Origin of the sequence: Paraburkholderia sp. SEWSISQ10-3 4 (assembly GCF_030464785.1) — a bacterium.
Lineage (GTDB): Bacteria > Pseudomonadota > Gammaproteobacteria > Burkholderiales > Burkholderiaceae > Paraburkholderia > Paraburkholderia aspalathi.
Map to the genome: position 1 here is coordinate 77,776 of NZ_JALPRI010000021.1, position 23,034 is coordinate 100,809.

Sequence of the window (23,034 nt, forward strand, 5' to 3'; positions counted from 1 at the left end):
CGAGCGGTCTCCGTTTGATGGGCCGTGCCACTGTAGCGTGCGTACGTCGAAAAACCGCCGATGCACCTGGCGCGCCCGGGGTCTTGCATCCACGCCCACGCTCAAGGCTTCTGCAACAACGCCTTCAAACTCGCAAGCCGGTCTTTCGGCGACATCGGCGCTTCTTCGGGTGTCGGCGGCGGGGCGTCGTCGAGCAGCATTTCGGGGATGAAGCGCGACGGCTCGCACACCACGGTTTCGCGCGCGCGCTTGCGCTTCTTGCACCAGTTCAGATGCAGGCTGCGCTGCGCCCGCGTGATTGCGACGTACATCAGACGACGCTCTTCCTCGATGCGCGCGTCGTCGATCGGCTCGTCGTCCGGACCGCCGCGGTGCGGCATGATGCCTTCTTCGACGCCCACCAGAAACACGTGCGGATACTCCAGCCCCTTCGACGCATGCACCGTCGAAAGCCGTACCGCATCCGGGTCTTCTTCACGGCCTTCGAGCATCGACATCAGCGCGACGGTCTGGATCAGGCCGAGCAGACTCTTGCCGGTGTCGCCGAAGCCATCGGCGGTGTCGTAGCCGGTTGCCTCGCTCTTCTCCGAACCTTCCGGCTCAGCCTTGGTGCCCTTGCGTTTCAACCACTCCATGAACTCGAGCACGTTCTGCCACTTGGACTGCGCCTGACGTTCGTCGAACGCGTCGTACAGATAGGCTTCGTAGTGAATCGCGTCCATCAGTTCGTCGAGCAGCGTGCCCGCGGCATCCTTCTCGGCGCGATCGGTGAGGCGCTGCATGAAGTCGCAAAACACACGCATCGGTTCGATCTGACGCGGCGACAGGCGCGCCTCGATGCCGCCCATGTACACCGCTTCGAACAGCGACACCTTCGCCTGGCCTGCGAACGAGCCGAGCGCTTCGAGCGTTGTATTGCCGACGCCGCGGCGCGGCGTGGTGATCGCGCGAATGAACGCCGGGTCGTCGTTGGCGTTGGCGATCAGGCGCAGATACGCGCAGATATCCTTGATCTCGGCTTTATCGAAGAACGACTGCCCGCCCGACAGCACATACGGAATCCGTTCACGCCGCAGCACCTGTTCGAAGATGCGCGCCTGGAAATTGCCGCGGTACAGGATCGCGTAGTCGCGGAAATTCGCGCGCCGCTCGAACTTATGCGCGGACAGGCGGAACACCACGGATTCGGCCTCGTGCTCTTCGTCGTTGCAAGGTGTGACAGTAATCGTGTCGCCCATGCCGTGTTCGGACCACAGCTTCTTTTCGAACAGCTTCGGGTTGTTCGCGATCACGTTGTTCGCGGCGGTCAGAATGCGCACCGTCGAGCGGTAGTTCTGCTCGAGCTTGATCAGATGCAGCTTCGGAAAATCCTTGCTGAGCTGCCCGAGATTTTCGAGCGTCGCGCCGCGCCAGCCGTAAATCGCCTGATCGTCGTCGCCGACCGCAGTGAACGCCGCGCGCTTGCCGGCCAGCAGTTTCACCAGTTCGTACTGGCACGCGTTGGTGTCCTGATACTCGTCGATCAGCAGATAGCGCAGCTTGTTCTGCCAGCGGTCGCGCACCTGCTCGTTCTTCTCGAAGAGCTCGGCGGGCAGACGGATCAGGTCGTCGAAATCGACCGCCTGATACGCATGCAGCGTAGCCACGTAATTGCGGTAGACGATCGCGGCCTGGTGTTCGTCCTCGTTCGCGGCGATCGCGATCGCCTGCTCGGGCATGATCATGCCGTTCTTCCACAGCGAGATGATCGACTGGATCTTGCGGATAAAGCCCTTGTCCGTCGAGCCGACCTGCTCCTGGATCATGCCGAAGCAGTCGTCCGAATCCATGATCGAGAACTGCGGCTTCAGGCCGACGTGTTCCGCTTCCTGCCGCAGAATCTGCACGCCGAGCGAGTGGAAGGTGCAGACCGTCAACTGATTGACGGGCACTTTGCGGCCTTCCTTGCCGGGCGTGGTGAGCGTCTTGCCTTCGAGCAGCTTGCCCACGCGCTCGCGCATTTCCAACGCGGCCTTGTTCGTGAACGTGACGGCGGCGATGTGGCGCGGCTCGAAGCCTTTGGCCTCGATCAGGTGGGCGATTTTCTGCGTGATCACGCGCGTCTTGCCACTGCCTGCGCCGGCGAGCACGAGACACGGACCGTCAAGATAACGGACCGCTTCATTTTGAGCGGGGTTCAGGCCTGCGGACATCGTCAGTGGATGGGTAATGCGGTTGAGGGCGCTTGGGTGCGGAATCGCGAGACCGAAGGCCCGGGGGCATGCTGCGCGGGGCTGGCGGCTGGGACGCTCGACTCGGTGTGAGGGGCATTCCGGCTCGCTGCGCTCCGCGCGAGAGGAGCGATGTTAACACGGATGCCCGAAGCCGATGCCGTGACAGATGCGCTGTCGGACGGCAAGGAAAGGGGGCCGCAATGGCAGCTCGCCCGACGACAAAAACGGAGGCTCAACCGGGCTGCCTGGAACACGGCCACAACTGCCATCCGGGCGCCGCCAAACAGGCGCCGCTGACAAACGCCTGCGACGATGCTGACAGCCCGCCTTCGGGACATGCCACAATTACGCTGTTGCGCGCCGCCGCCGCGGTGGCAAAGCGGCGCGCCGTTTTTGCAGGAAGACACGCATGTCCGCATCGCTGAAGATTGGATTGATGGGTTACGGTTTTGCTGGCGCGACCTTTCATGCGCCGGTGATCGAGCACTGCGGGCGGGCCAGCATCGCAGCCATCGCGACGAGCCAACCCGAGCACGCGCTGGCCGATTACCCGCACGCAAAGGTGGTGGCCGATCTCGACGCCCTGCTGGCGCTCGAAGAAATCGACTGCGTCGTCATCGCGACGCCCAATGACACGCACTTCGACCTGGCGCGCCGCACGCTCGAAGCAGGCAAGCACGTGGTGGTCGACAAGCCGGTCACGCTCACCGCCGCCGACGCCCATACGCTCGCCAACATTGCACTGGCTCGCAGCAAGCGGTTCGTCCCCTTTCATAACCGCCGCTGGGACGGTGATTTTCTGACCGTGCGGGATCTGCTTGCCAGCAGAGAATTGGGGCGCATCACGCAATACGAATCGCATTTCGACCGTTTCCGGCCGGAAGTTCGGCAGCGTTGGCGCGAGGAAGCTTCGCGCGGCGGCGGCCTGCTATTCGATCTTGGACCGCACCTGATCGATCAGGCGCTGGCGTTGTTCGGCGCACCGCAGACCGTGTCCGCGACGGTTCGCACCCACCGTGACCAGGCCAGTGCACCGGACTACGTCCATATTCAGCTGGGCTACGGCGAGTTCGAAGTGGTGTTGCATGCCAGCGCGTTGACTGCGTACGTCGCACCGAGGTTTACGATTCACGGCACGCAAGGGAGCTACGTCAAATACGGGCTCGATACGCAGGAAGATCAGTTGAAAGCCGGCTTGCGGCCGGGCGATGACGGGTTCGGCGCCGGCAATGCGCCCGGTGTGTTGCGTGTGCTTGAAGAGGGTCAGGAAGTCGAGCGGGAGGTGCCCACACGCAACGGCGACTACGTCGGCTTTTATATTGCCTTGGCGGATGCCATTCAGAACGGCGCGAAATTTCCCGTCAGCGCTCAGGACGCAGTCGACGTCATGACGATCATCGAGCTTGCAGCCCGGAGCTCAGAAGAAGGCGTCCGGCTGCCGTTTGAACGCATTCGCTGACGTTTTCCTGCGCTATGGGCCGCTTTCTGCGCCATTGGCGGCAACACGCGAACCATGCCGCCGCCAATGGCAAAAAGCCTGACAAACCCGAAAGGAACATAACGTTACAAATAACCCCGTCTCCGCGGTCAGCGTGAATCCTCGGCAATCCGTTGCTACCCCAGTAGCACCACAAAACGACAACGACTTCCCGGAGTGTCCATGCCCCGTATCGTCCGCGCACTAGCAGCATGCGCATTGCTCAGTTCCCTCGCCGCCTGCGTGGTGGCCCCTCAGCAACCCGCGCCGGCGCCGCGTCCTAACCCGCAACAAATTGCGGATCAGCGCTTCAGCCAGGTCAACGGCCGTATCGACAACCTGAGCCGCCGCATCGACGCTCGCGTCAACCAAGGCTACTACCCGCCCCCGCAAGGCGGCGCGTTGCACCATCGCCTCGACGTGATCCGCCAGGAAGCTCATGACATGGCGGCGCAACACGGCGGCGGCCTGTCCGGCGACGAACAGCGCGTGCTGAACCAGGAACTGGACAACGCGGCACACGCCATCGGCGAATAATCGCGCCGGTTCAGGCACCGAAGCAAAGAAGCGCGGGCATCACGTCCCGCGCTTTTTTTGACTTTCGCGAACCCGCAGCGCCAACCCCCATGCCCCTTGCGGGCCTTTATTTGACAAGCCCCCGGCCCTCGCGTACATTCGCCGCACGCGTCGGGAGAGCGTGCTGGCCGCAGAAAATCGCAGGCCGCACCGCCGAAGGGGCACACCCGCAAACTCTCAGGCAAAAGGACCGACTGCGTCGAAGAACCCGCGCCCAGGCAACATCAAGGCACCGGTTTTTCGCACTCTGGAGAGCGGCAGTAGCCGTCTGCATCGTTTAATCGAGCAGATTCTGGCAAGCTGCCCACCGAAGGGGCGCGCGTTTCACCGTAGCGATCACGGCTTCACCATCGCACGGCAGCGCAATCTCTCAGGTATCGAGGACAGAGGGGTCATGCAACGCAATCGCTCGCAGGCATCAGCCGCGAGGCGTAGCGCCGCATGGCCTTTTTTGTTTCGCGAGACGCCTGAGGCCCCATGACCGAACTCAAACACACCCCGCTCAACGCCACCCATCGTGCGCTCAACGCTCGCATGGTCGATTTCGGCGGCTGGGACATGCCCGTCAACTACGGCTCGCAGATCGACGAACACCGCGCCGTGCGCACCGACGCCGGCATGTTCGACGTCTCGCATATGTGCGTCGTCGATTTCACCGGCGAGCGCGTGCGCGCCTTCTTCGAACACGCGCTGGCCAATAACGTCGCCAAGCTGCAAACGCCGGGCCGCGCGCTCTACTCCTGTCTGCTGAACCCGAATGGCGGTGTGATCGACGATCTGATCGTCTATTACTTCAGCGAGACGCACTTCCGCCTGGTCGTCAACGCCGGCACCGCAGAGAAAGACGTCGCCTGGTTCACCAAGCTCAACGCCGAAGGCAGCTACGGCCTGACCATCACGCCGCGCCGCGATCTGGCGATCGTCGCCGTGCAAGGCCCGAACGCCCGCGATAAGGTCTGGCAAGTCGCGCCGTCCAGCCGCACCTCCACCGAACTCCTTAAGCCGTTTAACGCCGCCATCGTCAACAACACGCCGTTTGGCGAATTGATGATTGCCCGCACCGGCTACACCGGCGAAGACGGCTTCGAAATCGTCCTGCCCGCTACGTCCGTCTGCGAATTCTGGGACGCATTAGTGCGTCAAGGCGTGCGCCCCGCGGGTCTCGGCGCGCGCGACACGCTGCGTCTCGAAGCCGGCATGAACCTGTACGGCCAGGATATGGACGACAACGTCTCGCCGCTGGATGCCGGCCTCGCCTGGACCGTCGACCTGACCTCGCCGCGCGACTTCGTCGGCAAGGCCAAACTTGAGGCCGACGGCTCGCAGGCCTCGTTCGTCGGCCTGATCCTGCTGAAGGAAAACGGCAAGGCGGCAGGCGTGCTGCGTGCTCACCAGAAAGTCGTCACGCCGGAAGGCGAAGGCGAAATCACCAGCGGCACTTTTTCACCCACGATGCAGGAATCGATCGCCTTTGCGCGCGTGCCGAAAGGCGTGCAGCCGGGCGACACCGTTCACGTCCAGATTCGTGACAAGAACGTACCCGCAAGCGTGGTAAAACTGCCGTTCGTACGCAACGGCAAAGTGCTCGCAGTTTAAGCAGCCAGCGCGTGCGTCTATCTTTTTAAGTTCATACCGAATAACACCGCATAGGAGCATCCGATGAGCATCCCGGCCGATCTGAAATACACCGAATCGCACGAGTGGGTCCGCACCGAAGCGGACGGCACGCTGACGGTCGGCATCACCGACCACGCGCAGGAAGCGCTCGGCGACATCGTCTTCTTCGAAGTCCAGGAACTGGGCAAGACCGTCAACGCCGGCGACACCGTCGCCGTGATCGAGTCGGTGAAAGCCGCTTCCGATATCTACGCGCCGGTCTCGGGCGAAATCATCGAAGCGAACCCGGCCGTCGCCGACACGCCGGATGGCGTCAACAGCGCGCCGTACGAGAACTGGCTCTTCAAGATCAAGCCGGCTGCGGACGCATCGCAGGATCGCCTGATCGACGCAGACGCGTACGCAAAGTCCGTCGGCGCCTGATTCACCGCAAGTTGCACCATTACGTTTAAACCCGACAGGCGCGGCGCGTCCGATTCGACAGTCGAACGGACGCCCGCACCGCCAGGAACACCTCATGAAGCTCGAACACCCGGATCGTCTGATGAACCGCACTCCTCTCTCGCTCGCCGCGCTCGAAGTGCATGACGCCTTCGCTGAACGGCACATCGGCCCGGATTCGGCCGACCAGCAAGCGATGCTCGAAGCCCTCGGCTTCGCGTCGCGCGCCGCGCTGATCGACGCGGTCATTCCGAAGACGATCCGCCGCACCGAAACGCTGCCGCTCGGCCCCTTCGCGCAACCGAAGAGCGAAGCCGAAGCGCTTGCCGCGCTGCGTGAGCTGGCGGACAAGAATCAGGTGTTCCGCTCGTATATCGGGCAGGGTTATTACAACGCGCATACGCCGACGGTGATCCTGCGTAACGTGCTGGAAAATCCGGCGTGGTACACCGCGTACACGCCGTATCAGCCTGAAATCTCGCAGGGCCGTCTGGAAGCGCTGCTGAACTTCCAGCAAATGATCGTCGACCTGACGGGTCTGGCGATCTCGAACGCCTCGCTGCTCGACGAAGCCACTGCCGCCGCCGAAGCGATGACGCTGCTGCAACGCGTCGGCAAGCCGAAGTCGAACGTGTTTTACGTCGCCGAAGACGTGCTGCCGCAAACCATCGAAGTGGTGAAGACGCGCGCCACGCCGGTCGGCATCGAAGTGAAAGTCGGCCCGGCTGCGGACGCCGCGAACGCGAATGCGTTCGGCGTGCTGCTGCAATACCCGGGCGTGAATGGCGATGTGCGCGACTACCGCGCACTCGCTGAAGCCATCCATGCAGCAGGCGGCCACGTGGTGGTTGCTGCTGATTTGCTCGCGCTGACCGTTTTGACACCGCCGGGCGAATGGGGCGCGGACGTGGCCGTCGGCAACACGCAACGTTTCGGCGTACCGGTTGGTTTCGGCGGCCCTCACGCGGCTTACCTCGCCGTGCGCGACGAATTCAAGCGTCAAATGCCGGGCCGTCTCGTCGGCGTGACTGTCGATGCTCAAGGCAATCCGGCGCTGCGTCTCGCGCTGCAAACGCGTGAACAACATATCCGACGCGAGAAGGCGACTTCGAATGTGTGTACCGCGCAAGCCCTGCTCGCGATCATGGCCAGCATGTACGCTGTCTATCATGGTCCGCACGGTCTGAAGACGATCGCGCTGCGCGTGAACCGCATTGCTGCGTTGCTGGCAGCCGGCGCGAAGAAGCTCGGTTACACGCTAGTCAACGACACATTCTTCGACACGCTCACGTTCGAAACCGGCGCACGCACCCAGGCGCTGCATGACGCGGCGACTGCGCGGCGCATCAATCTGCGTCGTGTGAGCGACTCGCGCGTCGGCATCTCGATCGACGAAACCACCACGCGCAGCGATCTGGCCGATCTGCTCGCAGCCTTCGCGCAAGCGGCATTTGTCGACGAAGTCCCGCAGATCGACACCCTCGACGCAGAACTCCCCGCAGAGAACACGGTGCCTGCCGCGCTCGAACGCACCAGCGCATACCTCACGCACCACGTGTTCAACCGTCATCATTCTGAAACGGAAATGCTGCGTTACCTGCGCAGCCTCTCCGACAAGGATCTGGCGCTCGACCGCTCGATGATCCCGCTCGGCTCCTGCACGATGAAGCTGAACGCGACCTCGGAAATGCTGCCGGTCACGTGGCCTGAGTTCGGTCAGATTCACCCGTTCGCTCCGGCTGAGCAAACGGTCGGCTACCGCGAAATGATCGATCAGCTCGAACAGATGCTGGTCGCGGCCACCGGTTACGCAGCGGTGTCGCTGCAACCGAACGCCGGCTCGCAAGGCGAGTACGCGGGTCTGTTGATCATTCACGCGTACCACGCATCGCGCGGTGAAGGCCACCGCAACGTCTGCCTGATTCCCGCTTCGGCGCACGGCACGAACCCGGCATCGGCGCAGATGGCCGGCATGCAAGTGGTCGTGGTTGCTTGCGACGCGCAAGGCAACGTCGATATCGAAGACCTGAAAAAGAAAGCCGAACAGCACGCTGACAAGCTTGCTGCGATCATGATCACGTATCCGTCCACGCACGGCGTGTTCGAAGCGAACGTCCGTGAAATCTGCGAGATAGTGCATGCGCACGGCGGCCAGGTCTATGTGGACGGCGCGAACATGAACGCCATGGTCGGCCTCTGCGCACCGGGTCAGTTCGGCGGCGACGTCTCGCACCTGAACCTGCACAAGACTTTCTGCATTCCGCACGGCGGCGGCGGACCGGGCGTCGGTCCGGTCGCGGTCGGCGCGCATCTCGCGCAATTCCTGCCGAATCAGATTTCGTCGGGCTACGAGCGTGCGCAGAACGGCATCGGCGCTGTGTCGGGCGCGCCGTATGGGTCCGCTTCGATCCTGCCGATTTCGTGGATGTACATCGCGATGATGGGCGCGAAGAACCTCACGGCCGCCACCGAAACCGCGATCCTCAACGCGAACTACGTCGCGAACAAACTCGCGCCGCATTACCCCGTGCTGTACTCGGGCCCGGGCGGACTGGTCGCGCACGAATGCATTCTGGATCTGCGTCCCATCAAGGAAACCAGCGGCATCTCCGTTGACGACGTCGCCAAGCGCCTCGCCGACTACGGCTTCCACGCACCGACCATGAGCTTCCCGGTGCCGGGCACGCTGATGGTCGAGCCGACCGAATCGGAATCGAAGGAAGAGCTCGACCGCTTCGTCGAAGCGATGATCGCGATCCGCGAGGAAATCCGCGCTGTGGAAGACGGCCGCTCGGACCGCGAAGACAATCCGCTCAAGCATGCGCCGCACACGGCGGCGGTGGTCATCGCCAACGACTGGAAGCATGCGTATGCGCGCGAAACCGCCGCGTATCCGCTGCCCACGCTGATCGCGAAGAAGTACTGGCCGCCGGTCGGCCGTGCGGACAACGTGTACGGCGACCGCAATCTGTTCTGCTCCTGCGTGCCGATCGCCGACTACGAGTAAGCCGGCCCGCAAACCGCGCAGCGCCTCGAAGGTTGTAAGCAGGCGTTGCGCGGTTCTGTCGCTTGTGTCCGCAAACGGCTAACATCACACACCGAATCAGCCTAACGAGGAGTTTCGCATGGCGCGAAAGGTGCGATTGATGCAAAGCCGGACCGAAATCAGGCGAACCCAAACATGGCAGCAGGCTTGCACGCTATTGCTGGCTGGCGCAGCGGTGCTGCTGCCGCTACGGCAGGCGCAAGCCGCAATGAATTTCTGCGCGGCGCCCGCGCTGCAAACCAGCGAGCGCACGAATGCCGATCCAGGCGTCAAGGCGCTGGTGAGCAATGTACTGGCACATCTGAACGACCCGCCGCATGCGCTGGCGAAACTGCATACGGAAGGCACGCTTCCGCACGAGGGCATCTACGATCAAAGCGTCGAGGCGGAGAAGGATCTGGATCTGCTGCGCGACGCCGCGCTCGCCTGGCGCGCGACCAGTGACGACCGTTATCTGAAACTGGTCGACCGCTTGCTGTATGCATGGGTCACGACTTATCAACCCAGTTTCAATCCGATCGACGAAACCCATTTCGAAGGCCTGATTCTCGCCTACGACATGACCGCGAGCGCGTTGCCGGTGAAGACGCGCAATGCATCGATGGCGTTCCTGACGAAGCTCGCGAGCGGCTACATCGAGCAGATCGACGCGCAGCCGCGACCGCTCAGGGGTACGTTCAAGAACAATTGGCAAAGCCACCGGATCAAGCTGATCTCGATGGCTGCGTTCACGCTGGATAACCGCAAGATGATCAACGCGGCGCAGCGCCTGTTCGACGAGCATATCGGCGACAACATTGCGCCGGACGGCTCGACGTTCGACTTCGGCGAGCGCGACGCGCTGCACTATGTTACGTACGACCTGCAGCCGCTCGTGACCGCCGCGCTCGCTGCGCGCCGCCACAACCGCAACTGGTTGCCAGAGAAGGGAGCGAACGGCGCGTCGCTGCAAGCCGCGCTGAACTGGCTCACGCCGTACGCGGATGGCAGCAAAACGCATGAAGAATTCGTGCATTCGAACGTTCCGTTCGATGCCAAACGTCGCGAGGCCGGTTTGCCCGGCTATTCGGGTCAATGGGATCCGAAAAACGCGACGGAACTGTTTCACCTGGCGGCGCGTCTCGACGGACGCTATACGCCGATCGCGCTGCAGCTCGCACCGACGCCGCCCGCATGGCTCGCCGTGTGCTTACCGCTGCCGGCGCGCTAAACTAACTTTTATCAGCAGGGAGCAGTAAATGGCAGTCAGCGTGTTCGACCTCTTCAAAATCGGCATTGGTCCGTCCAGTTCGCATACGGTCGGGCCGATGCGTGCGGCGCTGATGTTCGCGCAAGGGCTCGAACGCGACGGGCTGCTTGGCGCGACGGCATCGGTGAAAGTGGATCTGTATGGGTCGCTCGGCGCGACCGGCAAGGGTCACGGCACCGATCGCGGCGTGATGCTCGGCCTGATGGGCGATGCCCCTGACACCGTCGATCCGGACACGATCGCACAGCGGCTCGAAGCGGTAAAGGCGTCGCGCAAGCTCGCCTTGCTCGGCACGCACGACGTGCCGTTCGTCCAGAAAGATCACATTTCGTTTCTTCGCCAGGCGCTGGCCGAGCATCCGAACGGCCTGAAACTCCGCGCGCTCGATGCACAAGGCGAGACGCTGCGCGAGTCGACCTATCTGTCGGTGGGCGGCGGTTTCGTGGTGACGGCGGGCGCGCCGAACACGAAGGTGCTGAGCGCCGTCGAACAATTGCCGCATTCGTTCCGCAGCGGCAACGAATTACTCGCGCTGTGCAAATCGACCGGCAAGAGCATCGCGCAATTGATGTGGGAAAACGAACGCGTCTGGCATACAGAAGGAGAGACGCGTGCGGGCTTGCTGAAGATCTGGAATGTGATGCAGTCGTGCGTGTCGCGCGGCTGCGGTATCAACAATCCGGATGCCGACGGCCACTTGCCCGGTCCGTTCCAGGTGAAGCGCCGCGCGCCGCAGTTGTATCGCGCGCTATCGGGCAATCCTGAGCTGGCGCTGCGCGATCCACTTTCGATGGTCGACTGGATCAATCTCTACGCCATCGCCGTGAATGAAGAAAACGCGGCGGGCGGGCGCGTGGTCACGGCGCCGACTAACGGCGCGGCCGGAATCATCCCGGCGGTGCTGCATTACTACACGCGCTTCATGCCGGGCTCGAACGAGCAGGGCGTGATCGACTTCCTGATGACGGCGGCGGCAATCGGCATTCTGTACAAGCTGAATGCGTCGATTTCAGGCGCGGAAGTGGGATGCCAGGGTGAAGTGGGCGTGGCCTGCTCGATGGCCGCGGGTGGGCTCGCCGCGGTGATGGGCGGCACGCCTGAGCAAGTCGAGAATGCTGCCGAGATCGGCATGGAACATAACCTCGGGCTGACGTGCGATCCGGTCGGCGGGATGGTGCAGATTCCGTGTATCGAACGCAATGCGATGGGCTCGGTGAAAGCCGTGAATGCCGCGCGAATGGCGCTGCGCGGCGACGGCACGCATTACGTGTCGCTGGACTCTGTGATCAAGACGATGATGCAGACCGGCGCCGATATGAAGACGAAGTACAAGGAAACGTCCCGCGGTGGGTTGGCGGTGAATATTGTGGAGTGTTGAGAACACAACGACCCGACCGCACCGATCGCACCCATCGCAATGACTGGAGGCTTCATCGCAATGCCGCTCGCTTCTGAATCTTCTTCCACTGCCCAAACTACCGGCGCACGTCTCGTCGTCGACGCGCTGCTGACGCATGGCGTCGAACGGGTTTTCTGTGTACCCGGCGAGAGCTTTCTCGCGGTGCTCGACTCGCTGCACGACGAAACAGACCGCATCCAGACCATCGTCTGCCGGCACGAAGCGGCGGCCGCGAACATGGCCGAAGCCGTCGGCAAATTGACCGGACGTCCGGGCGTCGCAATCGTCACGCGCGGCCCCGGCGCGACGCATGCATCGATCGGTGTGCACACCGCGTTTCAGGACTCGACGCCGATGATCCTGCTGATCGGCCAATGCGCGCGCGAGCATCTCGATCGCGAGGCCTTTCAGGAAATCGACTACCGGCGCATGTTCGGTCAGATGGCGAAATGGGTCGCGCAAATCGACGATCCGAAACGCATTCCCGAGTATCTGAGTCATGCGTTTCACACGGCGACGTCGGGGCGTCCGGGGCCGGTCGTGTTGTCGTTGCCGGAAGATGTGTTGAGCGACGCGTGTGATCTTGTTGCCGGCGCGCCCGCGTACAAGCGTGTGGCGGCGTCGCCGTCCGCGGCTCAGATGGACGAGTTGCGTCGATTGCTGGAAGGTGCGCAACGGCCGATGGTGATTGCCGGCGGCAGCGGATGGACGCCTGCGGCATGTGCCGACCTGCAACGCTTCGTCGAGAATTGGCAATTGCCGATCGGCCTCGCGTTCCGCTTTCAAGACACGCTCGATAATGAGCATCAGAACTACGCGGGTGATGTCGGCCTTGGTATCAATCCGGCGCTTGCTCAGCGTATCCGCGATGCGGACCTGCTGCTCACGCTCGGTCCACGGCTAGGCGAAGCGACGACCAACGGCTACACGCTGCTCGACATTCCGAAGACCAAACAAACTCTGGTGCACGTGCATCAAGGCGCGGAAGAACTGGGGCGCGTGTATGCGGCAGATCTGCCGATTGTCTCGGGCATGCCAGAACTTGCAGCATTGCTTGCGGCGTTGAGACCGTCTTCCGACAAGCTCGCATGGACCGGTGCCGCGGAAGAAGCGCATCGCGCGTATCTCGACTGGCGCAAGCCGCGCCCGATTCCTGGCGACGTGCAAATGGGCGAAGTCATCCAGCAGTTGCGCGCGCATCTACCGGAAGACGCGATCCTCACGAACGGTGCGGGCAACTACGCAACGTGGTTGCATCGGCATTTCTCGTATCGGCATTTCCGCTCGCAACTCGCGCCGACCAGTGGCGCGATGGGCTACGGGGTACCCGCGGCGATTGCGGCGAAGTCGATGTATCCGCAACGCGCGGTGGTCGCATTAGCCGGCGATGGCTGCTTCATGATGTCCGCGCAAGAACTCGCGACGGCGATGCAGTACGACCTGCATGTGATTTTCATCGTCGTGAACAACAGCCACTTCGGCACGATTCGGATGCATCAGGAACGGCACTATCCGAATCGCGTGCACGGCACCGGTCTCACGAATCCTGACTTTGCGGCATTCGCAAAGTCGTTCGGCGCACATGGTGAGACGGTGGAGCGGACTGAAGATTTTCTGCCGGCGTTGCAGCGTTCTCTGGAAGCGAAGCGCGCGGCAGTGATCGAGATTCGCATGCCGCAGGAGGCGAGTACGCCGGGCGCGACGTTGGAGCAGATTCGCGAGCAGGGGAGGAAGCTGCGCGGAGAGACGGCTTAGCGAAAAAAGGCTTGTGGGCAATATCCCTCGGCACCGGCGAGTCTTAAGTCGAATTTTTGACGTACAGCAGACTTACCATGCGATCACCTTGTGCAGCGTTTGACGAATCGGCTACGGTAGCCATTCGTCTGAACGATTCAAGGAGTCGGTATGCTGAAGGCTGCTGTATTTGCAGGTGCGCTGGGATTGTCGAGCGCGGTGTTCGCGATGGGCGAGTCCTGTCCAGTTCATCCAACGGCAGAATGGATGAAGGAGAGTGACGCCCGTGCGCAAATCGAAGCGCAAGGCTACAAGATCGCGAAGTTCGAGATCGACGATAACTGCTATGAGGTCGAGGCCTACAACCAGGACGGCAGAAGGATGGAGTTGAACTACGACACCAAGACGCTCGCTGTCATCCGGCAGAAGATCGACTGAAGCCATTGGCTCACGCAAGCAGCTGCATAAAAGAGCCCCGCGGGAAAAACGGGGCTTTTTTACCTTCACGCTATAACCTGATTACCTGCCAAACGAACAACTACGCGTATATCACCGACAACGCACCAAGCTCTTTCATCAACGCGGGCTTGTGCGATTCGATCACGTCGGTTTGGATTTGATAGATCACGGACTTGATGACTTCTGTCTGACTCATGGTCGTCTCGTGCATGAGTGTCTTGATATCTTCGGCGATGCGCGGCGTCACCTTCATCGAAAGCCGCCGCCGTGCAGCGCCGCGGCGCTCCTTGAAGCGCTCGGTCGCCGACTTATGTGCCTTAATCAACCGTGCCCGCGGATATTCACCGGATGCAAACCGGTGCAGATAGAGCGTCATGAGCACCTTGCGGAATTCGGTCGAGCTCGCGCTGTCGACCATATAAGCGGCCAGGTCGAGAACATCGAGATAAATGGCCGGCAGTTGTGCCTCAATCGGCCTGACTTCCTTCTGCCGCGCTTCGCGGACGGCTGGCGTGGATTGCGCTGGAATGGCGACCACGTGGTCACAGACGTCACACACCGCCGCGAGAATATTCTTCACCTCACCTTTGCCGTCGCTGAAAGGTACGTCACGCCGCGCAAAGGTCGTGCTCACAAGCTGCTTGCAGTGATGGCAGATTGCCTTGCTTTTCTCGCCTTCTTCGTAGAGTTTCATCTTCATGGCTTCGCTCACTGGTGCACGCTGATAAACACGGTTTCCGGATTACCCACGAAGTAGAACTTCACGTACCAGCCACCCGACTCAATGATATGAACATCTATTGCCGGCGCGTTGTGATGAGGTGACGAACTGTATTGTGTGCCATCGCTCTTCGTAATGAGATCCTCAACGAACTGAGCGGTGACTTGCCCGGTCGACAGAAGGTTTTTCACGTTAATGGCAGAACGGGCCTCATGCTCGAACTTCCCGGATCTAAGCGCGGAGATCACCGCGCGCTTCACTTGCCTGTACTTGCTTGGTATCGACAACCGCACCCCCGATTATACGATATGTCTCGTATAAAAAGCGCTTCGCTGATTTCGCGCCACCCGTGAGGATTGTCGATGAATTTTTTTTCGGGAGAAGGCTAACTAATCGAGCTCACGCAGGTAGCACAAACTCGAAGAGCCATAAAAAACCCCGCCGAAGCGGGGTTCCTGACATCAAAGCGAGCAGCGAAAAACCGCTTACTTCCCGCCCACGCTTTGCAGCGTCGTCCACTTGCCGTCGACAACCTTGTACAGCGTGATGCCGCCGTTCTTCAGGTCGCCCTTGCCGTCGTACGCGAGGTTCGCTGCCGTCACTGCCGGCATCGAGGTCTTCGCGAGCAGCGGCAGATACTTGGCCGGATCGGTCGAGTTAGCCTTCTTCATCGCGTCGAACATCGCCATTGCGCCGTCGTAAGCGTACGGCGAGTACGTTTGCACGTCTTCGTTGAAACGCTTCTTGTACTTCGCGACGTAGTCCTTGCCACCCGGCATTTCTTCCAGCGGCAGGCCGGCGAGCGATGCCACCGTACCGTTCGCTGCGTCACCCGCGATCTGGATGAACGTCGGCGTGTGGACCATTTCGCCGCCCATCAGCGGTGCCTTGATGCCCAGCGCCTTCATCTGCTTGACCATCGGTGCCGCTTGCGAATCCGCGCCGCCGTAATAGATCAGGTCCGGGTTGACCGACTTCAGCTTGGTCAGGATCGACTTGAAGTCGACAGCCTTGTCGTTCGTGTATTCACGATCGACGATCGAGCCGCCCGCTGCCTTCGCTGCCTTTTCGAACTGATCAGCCAGACCTTGGCCGTAAGCCGTGCGGTCGTCGACGATCGCGATCTTCTTCACGCCCAGGGTCTTCACCGCGAACGTGCCGGCAACCGAACCTTGCTGCGTGTCGGACGTCATCATGCGGAACGTGGTCTTGAAACCTTGTTGCGTGTACTCAGGCGCCGTCGCCATTGCGATTTCGGGGATGCCCGCGTTCGCGTAGATGCGCGAAGCCGGAATCGTGGTGCCCGAGTTGAAGTGGCCGAGCATGCCCTTGATGCCGTCATCCACCAGCTTTTGTGCAACGGTCGTGCCGGTGCGCGGGTCAGCCTGGTCGTCGGCCGAATCCAGCACGAAGCGAACCGGCTTGCCGCCGATCACCGGCTTGGTGGCGTTCATGTCTTCCACGGCCAGCGTGATGCCGTTCTGGAAGTCCTTACCGTAGTGCGCCTGTGCGCCCGTCATCGGACCAGCAAAACCGATCTTCACGTCTTCGGTCGATTGAGCGTTGGCCGTCCCCGCCAGCGACATTGCTGCAACCAGCGCTGCGCCTGCCAGCTGTTTCATTTTGTGTTGCATAGCTTCTCCTTGGTACCAGGTGTGGATGGAGCGGTTTTTCGGGGTCGCCGTACCGCTTCCGTTTTTTTGAAGTAATCGATGAGGTTCGCTCAACCGATCGTCATCAAATTTGCATTGCCGCCTGCTGCTGCCGTATTCACGCTGACCGAGCGTTCCGTCAACAGACGCTCGAGCGCATAGTCCTCATCGCCGCTTTCCAGCGCGCCCGCCGCGACGCCCTGCACCGAAACGATCGGTCCCGCACGTTTCGCGACTTCCTTCACCAGCGCCAGCAGTTCATCGCTATCGCCTTCGAACAGCACGGCGTCGAACGATGTATCTGCGCTCTTCTTCACGCTTGCGTAGGACTTCAACGCGGCGGGGAGCTGCGACACCAATTGTTCACCAGCCGCGCCTTCGAACAAGGCGCGATTTCCCGTAGCCAGTGCTGCAGCAAACTGCACGCGCGCACCGCTTGCCGTCGAGGCGATACACAGCACCGTGCCGCGCGCACCCAGCGTGTACGTGTTGCGCTCGCCCGTGGGTCCAGACAATACCGCAGTTGCGCCCGCCGGCACATGCGACAGATAACCGTCGCAGCGCGCAGCCAGCACCGGCTGCTGTTCGCTGATCAGCCAGTCGCGCAGCGCCGTCAAGGCAGCGGACGGATTATCCCCGTTCACGCCGGCCTGCGGCACATCAACGATCAATGCATCGGCCAGCGACTTCGGCAACCCGGCCGGACGCGTCGCCAGCAAACGCTGCAGATACAGCGCACCACCTGCTTTCGGACCCGTGCCCGACAAACCTTCGCCGCCGAACGGCTGAACACCCACCACCGCGCCAATCACATTGCGGTTCACGTAGATGTTTCCGACATGCGCGCGGCTGATCACGTGAGCGATCGTTTCGTCGATCCGCGTGTGAATGCCAAGCGTCAGGCCGTAGCCGGTCGTGCGAATCTGTTCGAGCAGCTTGTCCAGCTGGCTGCGGCGGTAACGCACCACATGCAACACCGGGCCGAACACTTCACGCTTCAATTCGTCGATGCTGTCGAGTTCGATCAACGTCGGCGGAACAAACGTGCCTTGTCCCGCGCCTTCCGGCATCGGCAGCTGCTCGACCTTGCGGCCTTTCTCGCGCATCGCCGCGACGTGCGCATCGATACCGCGCTTTGCGTCGAGGTCGATGACCGGGCCGACGTCGATCGACAGGCGGTCCGGATTGCCCACCGACAGTTCGCGCATCGCGCCCGTCAGCATTTCGAGCGTGCGGTCCGCGACATCTTCTTGTAGACAAAGAACGCGCAACGCGGAACACCGTTGACCGGCGGAATCGAACGAAGACTGCAGCACGTCCGCGACCACCTGCTCAGCAAGCGCCGAGGAATCGACGATCATCGCGTTCTGGCCGCCGGTTTCGGCGATCAGTGGAATCGGCTTACCTTCCGGGTCGAGGCGATTCGACAGCGTCTTGTTGATCAGACGCGCGACTTCGGTCGAACCGGTGAACATCACCGCACGGGTGCGCGGATCGGCCACCAGCGCTGCGCCGACCGTTTCGCCATTGCCCGGCAGCAGTTGCACCGCGCCCGCCGGCACGCCGGCTTCGCGCAGGATACGCACAGCTTGCGCGGCGATCAGCGGCGTTTGTTCGGCCGGCTTGGCGAGCACAGTGTTACCAGCAGCCAAAGCTGCAGCCACCTGACCCATGAAAATCGCCAGCGGGAAGTTCCACGGGCTGATACAGACCACCGGACCAAGCGGGCGGTGCGTGTCGTTGGAGAATTCGTTGCGGATCTGCGTGGAGTAATAGCGCAGGAAATCGATCGCTTCACGGATTTCCGCGACCGCGTTCGCCAGCGACTTACCGGCTTCACGCACCACGAGACCCATTAGCGTGTGCATCTGCGCTTCGAGCAGATCGGCGGCACGCGCGAGGCAATCGGCGCGGGCGTCGACCGGCGTCGCTTGCCAGATCGGTGCGGCGGCGACTGCGTGGGCCATGGCGGCACTCACATGTTCCGAGGTCGCTTCCACAACAGTACCGACGAGGTCGCGATGATCGGCCGGGTTGCGCACATCACGCGCGACACCCACGGCGATTTCGTTGTCTTCGAGCATAGGCGCCGCGCGCCACGGATGATGCGCGCTCGCCAGCAACGCCGACGACAGCGAGGCCAGACGATGTTCGTTCGACAGATCGAGGCCCATCGAATTGAGACGCTCGGCGCCGAACAGATTGCGCGGCAACGGAATTTTCGTGTGCGGCGCGCCGAGCGGGACGATCTTCGAGGCTTCGTCGGCCGGGTCGGCGATCAGGTCCTTGATCGCGACGGTCTCATCGGCGATGCGGTTCACGAACGAGGTGTTCGCGCCGTTTTCCAGCAGGCGGCGCACGAGGTACGCGAGCAGCGTTTCATGCGTGCCGACCGGCGCATACACGCGGCACGGACGGTTCAGCTTGTCGCGGCCGGTGACTTCCTCATACAGCGGTTCACCCATGCCGTGCAGGCATTGGAACTCGTACTGGCCGGGGTAGTAGTTATTGCCCGCGAGGTGATAGATCGCCGAGAGCGTGTGCGCGTTGTGCGTGGCGAACTGCGGATAAACCGCGTCCGGCGCGCTGAGCAGCTTCTTCGCGCAGGCGAGGTAGGAGACGTCCGTGTAGATCTTGCGCGTGTAGACCGGATAGCCTTCTAGGCCGTCCACTTGAGCGCGCTTGATTTCGGTGTCCCAGTACGCGCCCTTCACGAGGCGGACCATGATGCGGTGACGGCTGCGGCGCGCCAGATCGATCAGGTATTCGATCACGAACGGGCAGCGCTTCTGATACGCCTGCACCACGAAACCGATGCCGTTCCAGCCGGCCAGTTCCGGATCGAAGCACAGCGCTTCGAGCAGATCGAGCGAGATTTCGAGGCGGTCGGCTTCTTCAGCGTCGATGTTCAGGCCGATGTCGTAGCGGCGCGCAAGGATCGCCAGCGAGCGCACGCGCGGGAGCAACTCGCTCATCGTGCGTTCCTGCTGCGAACGCGAGTAGCGTGCGTGCAGCGCGGAGAGCTTGATCGAGATGCCCGGGCCTTCGTAAATGCCGCGGCCGCCGGCTGCCTTGCCGATCGCGTGGATCGCCTGTTCGTACGAGGCGTAGTAGCGTTGCGCGTCGGCTTCGGTGGTGGCTGCTTCGCCGAGCATGTCGTACGAGTAGCGGAAACCGCGTGCTTCGTACTTGCGGCTATTCGCCAGCGCTTCGGAGATGTTCTCGCCGGTGACGAACTGCTCGCCCATCAGGCGCATCGCCATGTCGACGCCCTTGCGGATCAGCGGCTCGCCGCCCTTGCCGATCAGACGCGTAAGCGCCGACGAGAGGCTCGCCTCACTGTTGGTTCCCACCAGTTTGCCGGTGATCATCAGGCCCCACGTTGCGGCGTTGACGAACAGCGACGGCGCCTGGCCGACGTGCGATTTCCAGTCGCCCTTGCTGATCTTGTCGCGGATCAGCGCGTCGCGCGTGGCGCGATCCGGGATGCGCAGCAGCGCTTCGGCGAGGCACATCAGCGCCACGCCCTCCTGGCTCGACAGCGAAAACTCGTGGATCAGACCTTCGACGCCACCACCCTTGCTCTTGCCGCGCAGCGTTTCGACCAGCTTGCCGGCCATCGCCTGCACGTCGTCCGCGAGATTGGCCGGCAGACGCGCCTGGCCAAGAAGGAACGGCACGCACTCCGGCTCGGGACGGCGATACGCGGCGGTGATCGCCGCGCGCAGCACCGATTGCGGTTGCACGTTCTGCGCGAATTCGAGGAACGGATGCGACGCACCGTCTTCCTCGTGCTCCACCGCGGCGCCGTCAGCCAGATCGGCCGAGCCCGTGTGGCCCGACAATTCCGGCGGCAATTGGCCATGCTCGATTTTTTCGAGGTACGCGAAGATCGCCTGCTTGATCAGCCAGTGCGGAGTGCGTTCGAGCCGGGTGGCGGCATCTTTCAGCCGGGAACGCAGGAGGTCGTCGACCTTGACGCCAAGGGTGGTGCTAGCCATGTTTCCTTCTTCGGATACCAAACGAATTCGGTGGGAAAGACTAAAAGTTGGGCGAATCGTACGCCTCCAAATAAAAAGGTGCAACCATGCTCAACGCATGGTTGCACCTTTTTGAAAGCCCGGTACGGCGGGGGTTTGCGCCGAATGGCGCTGCGCGTGGCGACGGCGGTTGCGATCAGTACTTTCCCTGGCGTGATTCTTTTCGCTTTTACCCTTATCAGATCGCTCGGCGCGCCGTTATACAGAATATGGATGGTCGCGGCCGCAAGGCACGCACATAAAAACGGTACGGGGTTTTAGAGGACTGGCGAAATGGAAAAGTGGTTAGTGATATTGGGCATCTGGGCGATGTGCGCGACGTGCGGCGTGCTGTTCATCCGCGGCGCGACGCGCGGCCCGGGCAAACGTGAGACGGAAGGAAGGCAGGCGCGTCCGGCATCGCGTGCATCGGCTGGCGATGCGCGGGCAGCTTTGAACGATTGAGGGGCTAAGCCCGGCGGCTAATGATGGACATCAGGACGCCGTTCCTCGACTGACACCGCAAACCAAGTACGCGCGCCGCCCGGCTCACACCGGGCGGCGATGCAGACGCACGCGTCAATGCCGTGGAATGGGGTCGTACTGAGCACAGGTGTCGTCGGGCGAAACGAGCTGGTCGTGCAGACGGCAAAGCCGGCTGTCCGCCACGCTCGCGCCAAACCCGGAACTGAACACGGCGAGGCCCGGAATGCTCTGCTCCAGTGAATGCCGATCCTCGGCGCGATACCGGCAGTTTGCACAGCGCGGCGCGCACGCATCGAAACGCGCGTGGGCCGTGCCGGCGATGCGGACCGCCTCGCTCATCACGAGCCCTGCCCTAAGCTATTCCAGTACGGTGCGAACACGTGCGCGGACAGCGCGTAGCCGATGGCGATATTGACGACCACGCCCGCCGTGAAGGCCAGAAACGGCTTCAGGCCGGTGGCCGAAAGCGCGCGCAAACGCGTGGTCAACCCGATGCTCAGGAAACAGAACGTGAACGCCCATGTGCGTAGCGCCGTGATCGGCGCGACGAATTCTGGCGTGACGACCTTACGGTAGTCGGCCAGCGAGTAGTGGCTGGCAATCCACGTCACCAGCGCCGATGCGATCACGAAGCCGATCACGAACTTCGGAAAACGTGCCCAGATTTCACCGGCGTTGGCCTTGGCTTTGACGCCGCTGTCCTGCGACTCCCAGCGCGTCGTCGCGACGATGGCGAGCGCGAACGCCCAGATACCGATCCAGATATCGCGCCCGACCACCTTCATCAGCGTGAACGCCTGCAACGATGTCTCGGGAGCGCCCGCAATCGCGCCGCCCGCGTGCTTCGCGAAGTCGCCGTAGGCTTGCGCGGCGGCAATCCCCGCGGCGTCGGCGAATTCGGACGTGCCGATCCATGCGCCTGCCACGGCTGTCGAGAGTCCCAGCGAGCGCGACGCAAAGGGCAGCACGAAAATCATCACGATCGCCCACAAGACCACCAGCGTAATCGCCACCGATGCCTGTTCGCGTTTGGCGCGCACCGCACCGGCAATCGCGATCGCCGCCGACACGCCGCACACCGCGCCGCCCACGCCCAGCACGGCCGCAAAGCGCCGGTCGAGACCGAGCGCCTTGGCGACAAGGAAGATCACGAAGAACGTCACGAGCGAGACGATGGTCGCCTGCCCGACCGCGACCGGCCCCGCCCACACCAGCAAGGTGAACGGCAGCGTCGCGCCGAGCAAGACGATGCCGACCTTGATATAAAACTCCACGCGCAAGCCCGCAGAAAACCACTCGGGCAACGTGAACACATTGGAAATCAGAAGGCCAAGCGCCAACGCAACCAATGGCGGCTCGAGGTTGTACTTCGACGCATTGACCCACGCGCCCAGCGTGAAAATCAGCGCCGAGGCGATGAACAGGATCAGGAAAGAGCCCAGGAAAACGCCGACCCGCTGCTTCAACGCGGCAAGGCTCACGCCGAACAGCACGGCGAACACGACGAACAGCGCGACATAGTTCGGCAGATGCTTGCCGATGTCCTGCGCGGCCTGTCCCACGCTCGCCCATTTGGCCGGCGCCACCGCCAGCCATTTGATGCTGCTGCCCGAGGCGAATAGCGCCCAGGCAATCACGATCACCAGCAGGCCGATCCAGACGGCCCACCAGTCTTCTGTTGAAAAGAGCCCGCCGCCGTGTGCGCTATGGTCACCGCGCGGTTTGCTGGGCGCGGCGCCAGTCGGCAATGTCTGGTTGGTATCGCTCATCGCAAATGCCCCGAGGAAGTTGAGGTGCGTCGGCGCGGGATTTTTGAGTTTTGCCTGAAGGTGCGCCGATTCGGCGAAATATAGGCGAGCGGTGGCGCAAAACGAAACGACCATTCGCTCTATGAATATGACTTAAAGGAGTAATGCCGCGACGTTGTCGTAAAGCGGACGGCAAA

At 62.3% G+C, this 23,034-nt stretch carries 17 protein-coding genes and 2 riboswitches; of the genes, 10 read left to right on the forward strand and 7 right to left on the reverse strand.

The genetic code is table 11. The features are described from left to right. Window positions 1–101 precede the first annotated feature (101 nt). Window positions 102–2,192: a UvrD-helicase domain-containing protein gene (locus M0D68_RS29105; protein ID WP_093634471.1), complete on the reverse strand. Its 2,091-nt coding sequence runs from the start codon at window positions 2,190–2,192 to the stop codon at window positions 102–104. 430 nt (window positions 2,193–2,622) lie between these two features. On the opposite strand from M0D68_RS29105, the gene M0D68_RS29110 reads away from it, so the two are divergent. The 9 genes from M0D68_RS29110 to M0D68_RS29150 all read left to right on the forward strand — a co-directional run bounded on the left by M0D68_RS29110 (window position 2,623) and on the right by M0D68_RS29150 (window position 14,190). Next, window positions 2,623–3,672 carry an oxidoreductase gene (locus M0D68_RS29110; RefSeq protein ID WP_093634472.1) on the forward strand — a complete coding sequence of 350 codons (1,050 nt, stop codon included), beginning with the start codon at window positions 2,623–2,625 and terminating at the stop codon, window positions 3,670–3,672. Between the two features lie 201 nt (window positions 3,673–3,873). After that, window positions 3,874–4,227, forward strand: a complete 354-nt coding sequence (locus tag M0D68_RS29115; protein ID WP_093634473.1) for a hypothetical protein — start codon at window positions 3,874–3,876, stop codon at window positions 4,225–4,227. A 141-nt stretch (window positions 4,228–4,368) separates the two neighbouring features. Next, window positions 4,369–4,470: riboswitch (glycine riboswitch) on the forward strand. A gap of 33 nt (window positions 4,471–4,503) precedes the next feature. After that, a riboswitch (glycine riboswitch) is annotated at window positions 4,504–4,663 on the forward strand. 80 nt (window positions 4,664–4,743) lie between these two features. After that, window positions 4,744–5,862 carry a glycine cleavage system aminomethyltransferase GcvT gene (gene gcvT / locus M0D68_RS29120; RefSeq protein ID WP_266226095.1) on the forward strand — a complete coding sequence of 373 codons (1,119 nt, stop codon included), beginning with the start codon at window positions 4,744–4,746 and terminating at the stop codon, window positions 5,860–5,862. A gap of 63 nt (window positions 5,863–5,925) precedes the next feature. After that, window positions 5,926–6,306, forward strand: coding sequence for a glycine cleavage system protein GcvH (gene gcvH, locus M0D68_RS29125; RefSeq protein ID WP_063497688.1), 381 nt, complete (start codon window positions 5,926–5,928; stop codon window positions 6,304–6,306). A 94-nt stretch (window positions 6,307–6,400) separates the two neighbouring features. After that, the gene (gene gcvP, locus M0D68_RS29130; RefSeq protein ID WP_266226096.1) at window positions 6,401–9,331 is read left to right on the forward strand and encodes an aminomethyl-transferring glycine dehydrogenase; all 2,931 of its coding nucleotides are present in this window, start codon (window positions 6,401–6,403) and stop codon (window positions 9,329–9,331) included. 118 nt (window positions 9,332–9,449) lie between these two features. Next, complete coding sequence (locus M0D68_RS29135) at window positions 9,450–10,580, forward strand: alginate lyase family protein (RefSeq protein ID WP_211706274.1); 1,131 nt, start codon at window positions 9,450–9,452, stop codon at window positions 10,578–10,580. Window positions 10,581–10,608: 28 nt separating this feature from the next. Then, window positions 10,609–11,997: an L-serine ammonia-lyase gene (locus M0D68_RS29140; protein WP_266226097.1), complete on the forward strand. Its 1,389-nt coding sequence runs from the start codon at window positions 10,609–10,611 to the stop codon at window positions 11,995–11,997. Between the two features lie 60 nt (window positions 11,998–12,057). Continuing rightward, window positions 12,058–13,773: a thiamine pyrophosphate-binding protein gene (locus M0D68_RS29145; protein ID WP_256455830.1), complete on the forward strand. Its 1,716-nt coding sequence runs from the start codon at window positions 12,058–12,060 to the stop codon at window positions 13,771–13,773. 150 nt (window positions 13,774–13,923) lie between these two features. Beyond that, entirely contained in the window at window positions 13,924–14,190 is a 267-nt protein-coding gene (locus M0D68_RS29150) for a PepSY domain-containing protein (RefSeq protein WP_093634479.1), read from the forward strand. A gap of 100 nt (window positions 14,191–14,290) precedes the next feature. On the opposite strand, the gene M0D68_RS29155 is transcribed toward M0D68_RS29150, so the two are convergent. The 4 genes from M0D68_RS29155 to putA all read right to left on the reverse strand — a co-directional run bounded on the left by M0D68_RS29155 (window position 14,291) and on the right by putA (window position 20,585). Beyond that, window positions 14,291–14,911 carry a hypothetical protein gene (locus tag M0D68_RS29155; RefSeq protein ID WP_200654623.1) on the reverse strand — a complete coding sequence of 207 codons (621 nt, stop codon included), beginning with the start codon at window positions 14,909–14,911 and terminating at the stop codon, window positions 14,291–14,293. Window positions 14,912–14,919: 8 nt separating this feature from the next. Continuing rightward, window positions 14,920–15,192 (reverse strand): hypothetical protein, encoded by a 273-nt coding sequence (locus tag M0D68_RS29160; RefSeq protein WP_244862811.1) that lies wholly within the window; start codon window positions 15,190–15,192, stop codon window positions 14,920–14,922. Between the two features lie 225 nt (window positions 15,193–15,417). Further along, window positions 15,418–16,566: a branched-chain amino acid ABC transporter substrate-binding protein gene (locus tag M0D68_RS29165; protein ID WP_093634480.1), complete on the reverse strand. Its 1,149-nt coding sequence runs from the start codon at window positions 16,564–16,566 to the stop codon at window positions 15,418–15,420. A gap of 89 nt (window positions 16,567–16,655) precedes the next feature. After that, window positions 16,656–20,585, reverse strand: a complete 3,930-nt coding sequence (putA, locus tag M0D68_RS29170) for a trifunctional transcriptional regulator/proline dehydrogenase/L-glutamate gamma-semialdehyde dehydrogenase (RefSeq protein ID WP_266226098.1) — start codon at window positions 20,583–20,585, stop codon at window positions 16,656–16,658. 312 nt (window positions 20,586–20,897) lie between these two features. Here putA and M0D68_RS29175 point away from each other — a divergent pair, with 312 nt between their 5' ends. Then, window positions 20,898–21,068: a hypothetical protein gene (locus M0D68_RS29175; RefSeq protein WP_167378372.1), complete on the forward strand. Its 171-nt coding sequence runs from the start codon at window positions 20,898–20,900 to the stop codon at window positions 21,066–21,068. 114 nt (window positions 21,069–21,182) lie between these two features. Here the strand turns inward: M0D68_RS29175 and M0D68_RS29180 are convergent, their stop codons facing one another. Both M0D68_RS29180 and M0D68_RS29185 read right to left on the reverse strand, forming a co-directional pair. Further along, window positions 21,183–21,428: a hypothetical protein gene (locus M0D68_RS29180; protein WP_200572713.1), complete on the reverse strand. Its 246-nt coding sequence runs from the start codon at window positions 21,426–21,428 to the stop codon at window positions 21,183–21,185. After that, window positions 21,428–22,858, reverse strand: a complete 1,431-nt coding sequence (locus M0D68_RS29185) for a YeiH family protein (RefSeq protein WP_266226099.1) — start codon at window positions 22,856–22,858, stop codon at window positions 21,428–21,430. The genes M0D68_RS29180 and M0D68_RS29185 overlap by 1 nt, the downstream gene beginning before the upstream one ends. Window positions 22,859–23,034 lie beyond the last annotated feature (176 nt).

Excerpts from the sequence above, each read along its gene's own strand:
- M0D68_RS29105 (WP_093634471.1), bottom strand. The coding sequence starts at position 2,192 with ATGTCCGCAGGCCTGAACCCCGCTCAAAATGAAGCGGTCCGTTATCTT.
- M0D68_RS29110 (WP_093634472.1), top strand. The coding sequence starts at position 2,623 with ATGTCCGCATCGCTGAAGATTGGATTGATGGGTTACGGTTTTGCTGGC.
- M0D68_RS29115 (WP_093634473.1), top strand. The coding sequence starts at position 3,874 with ATGCCCCGTATCGTCCGCGCACTAGCAGCATGCGCATTGCTCAGTTCC.
- gcvT (WP_266226095.1), top strand. The coding sequence starts at position 4,744 with ATGACCGAACTCAAACACACCCCGCTCAACGCCACCCATCGTGCGCTC.
- gcvH (WP_063497688.1), top strand. The coding sequence starts at position 5,926 with ATGAGCATCCCGGCCGATCTGAAATACACCGAATCGCACGAGTGGGTC.
- gcvP (WP_266226096.1), top strand. The coding sequence starts at position 6,401 with ATGAAGCTCGAACACCCGGATCGTCTGATGAACCGCACTCCTCTCTCG.
- M0D68_RS29135 (WP_211706274.1), top strand. The coding sequence starts at position 9,450 with ATGGCGCGAAAGGTGCGATTGATGCAAAGCCGGACCGAAATCAGGCGA.
- M0D68_RS29140 (WP_266226097.1), top strand. The coding sequence starts at position 10,609 with ATGGCAGTCAGCGTGTTCGACCTCTTCAAAATCGGCATTGGTCCGTCC.
- M0D68_RS29145 (WP_256455830.1), top strand. The coding sequence starts at position 12,058 with ATGCCGCTCGCTTCTGAATCTTCTTCCACTGCCCAAACTACCGGCGCA.
- M0D68_RS29150 (WP_093634479.1), top strand. The coding sequence starts at position 13,924 with ATGCTGAAGGCTGCTGTATTTGCAGGTGCGCTGGGATTGTCGAGCGCG.
- M0D68_RS29155 (WP_200654623.1), bottom strand. The coding sequence starts at position 14,911 with ATGAAGATGAAACTCTACGAAGAAGGCGAGAAAAGCAAGGCAATCTGC.
- M0D68_RS29165 (WP_093634480.1), bottom strand. The coding sequence starts at position 16,566 with ATGCAACACAAAATGAAACAGCTGGCAGGCGCAGCGCTGGTTGCAGCA.
- putA (WP_266226098.1), bottom strand. The coding sequence starts at position 20,585 with ATGGCTAGCACCACCCTTGGCGTCAAGGTCGACGACCTCCTGCGTTCC.
- M0D68_RS29175 (WP_167378372.1), top strand. The coding sequence starts at position 20,898 with ATGGAAAAGTGGTTAGTGATATTGGGCATCTGGGCGATGTGCGCGACG.
- M0D68_RS29180 (WP_200572713.1), bottom strand. The coding sequence starts at position 21,428 with ATGAGCGAGGCGGTCCGCATCGCCGGCACGGCCCACGCGCGTTTCGAT.
- M0D68_RS29185 (WP_266226099.1), bottom strand. The coding sequence starts at position 22,858 with ATGAGCGATACCAACCAGACATTGCCGACTGGCGCCGCGCCCAGCAAA.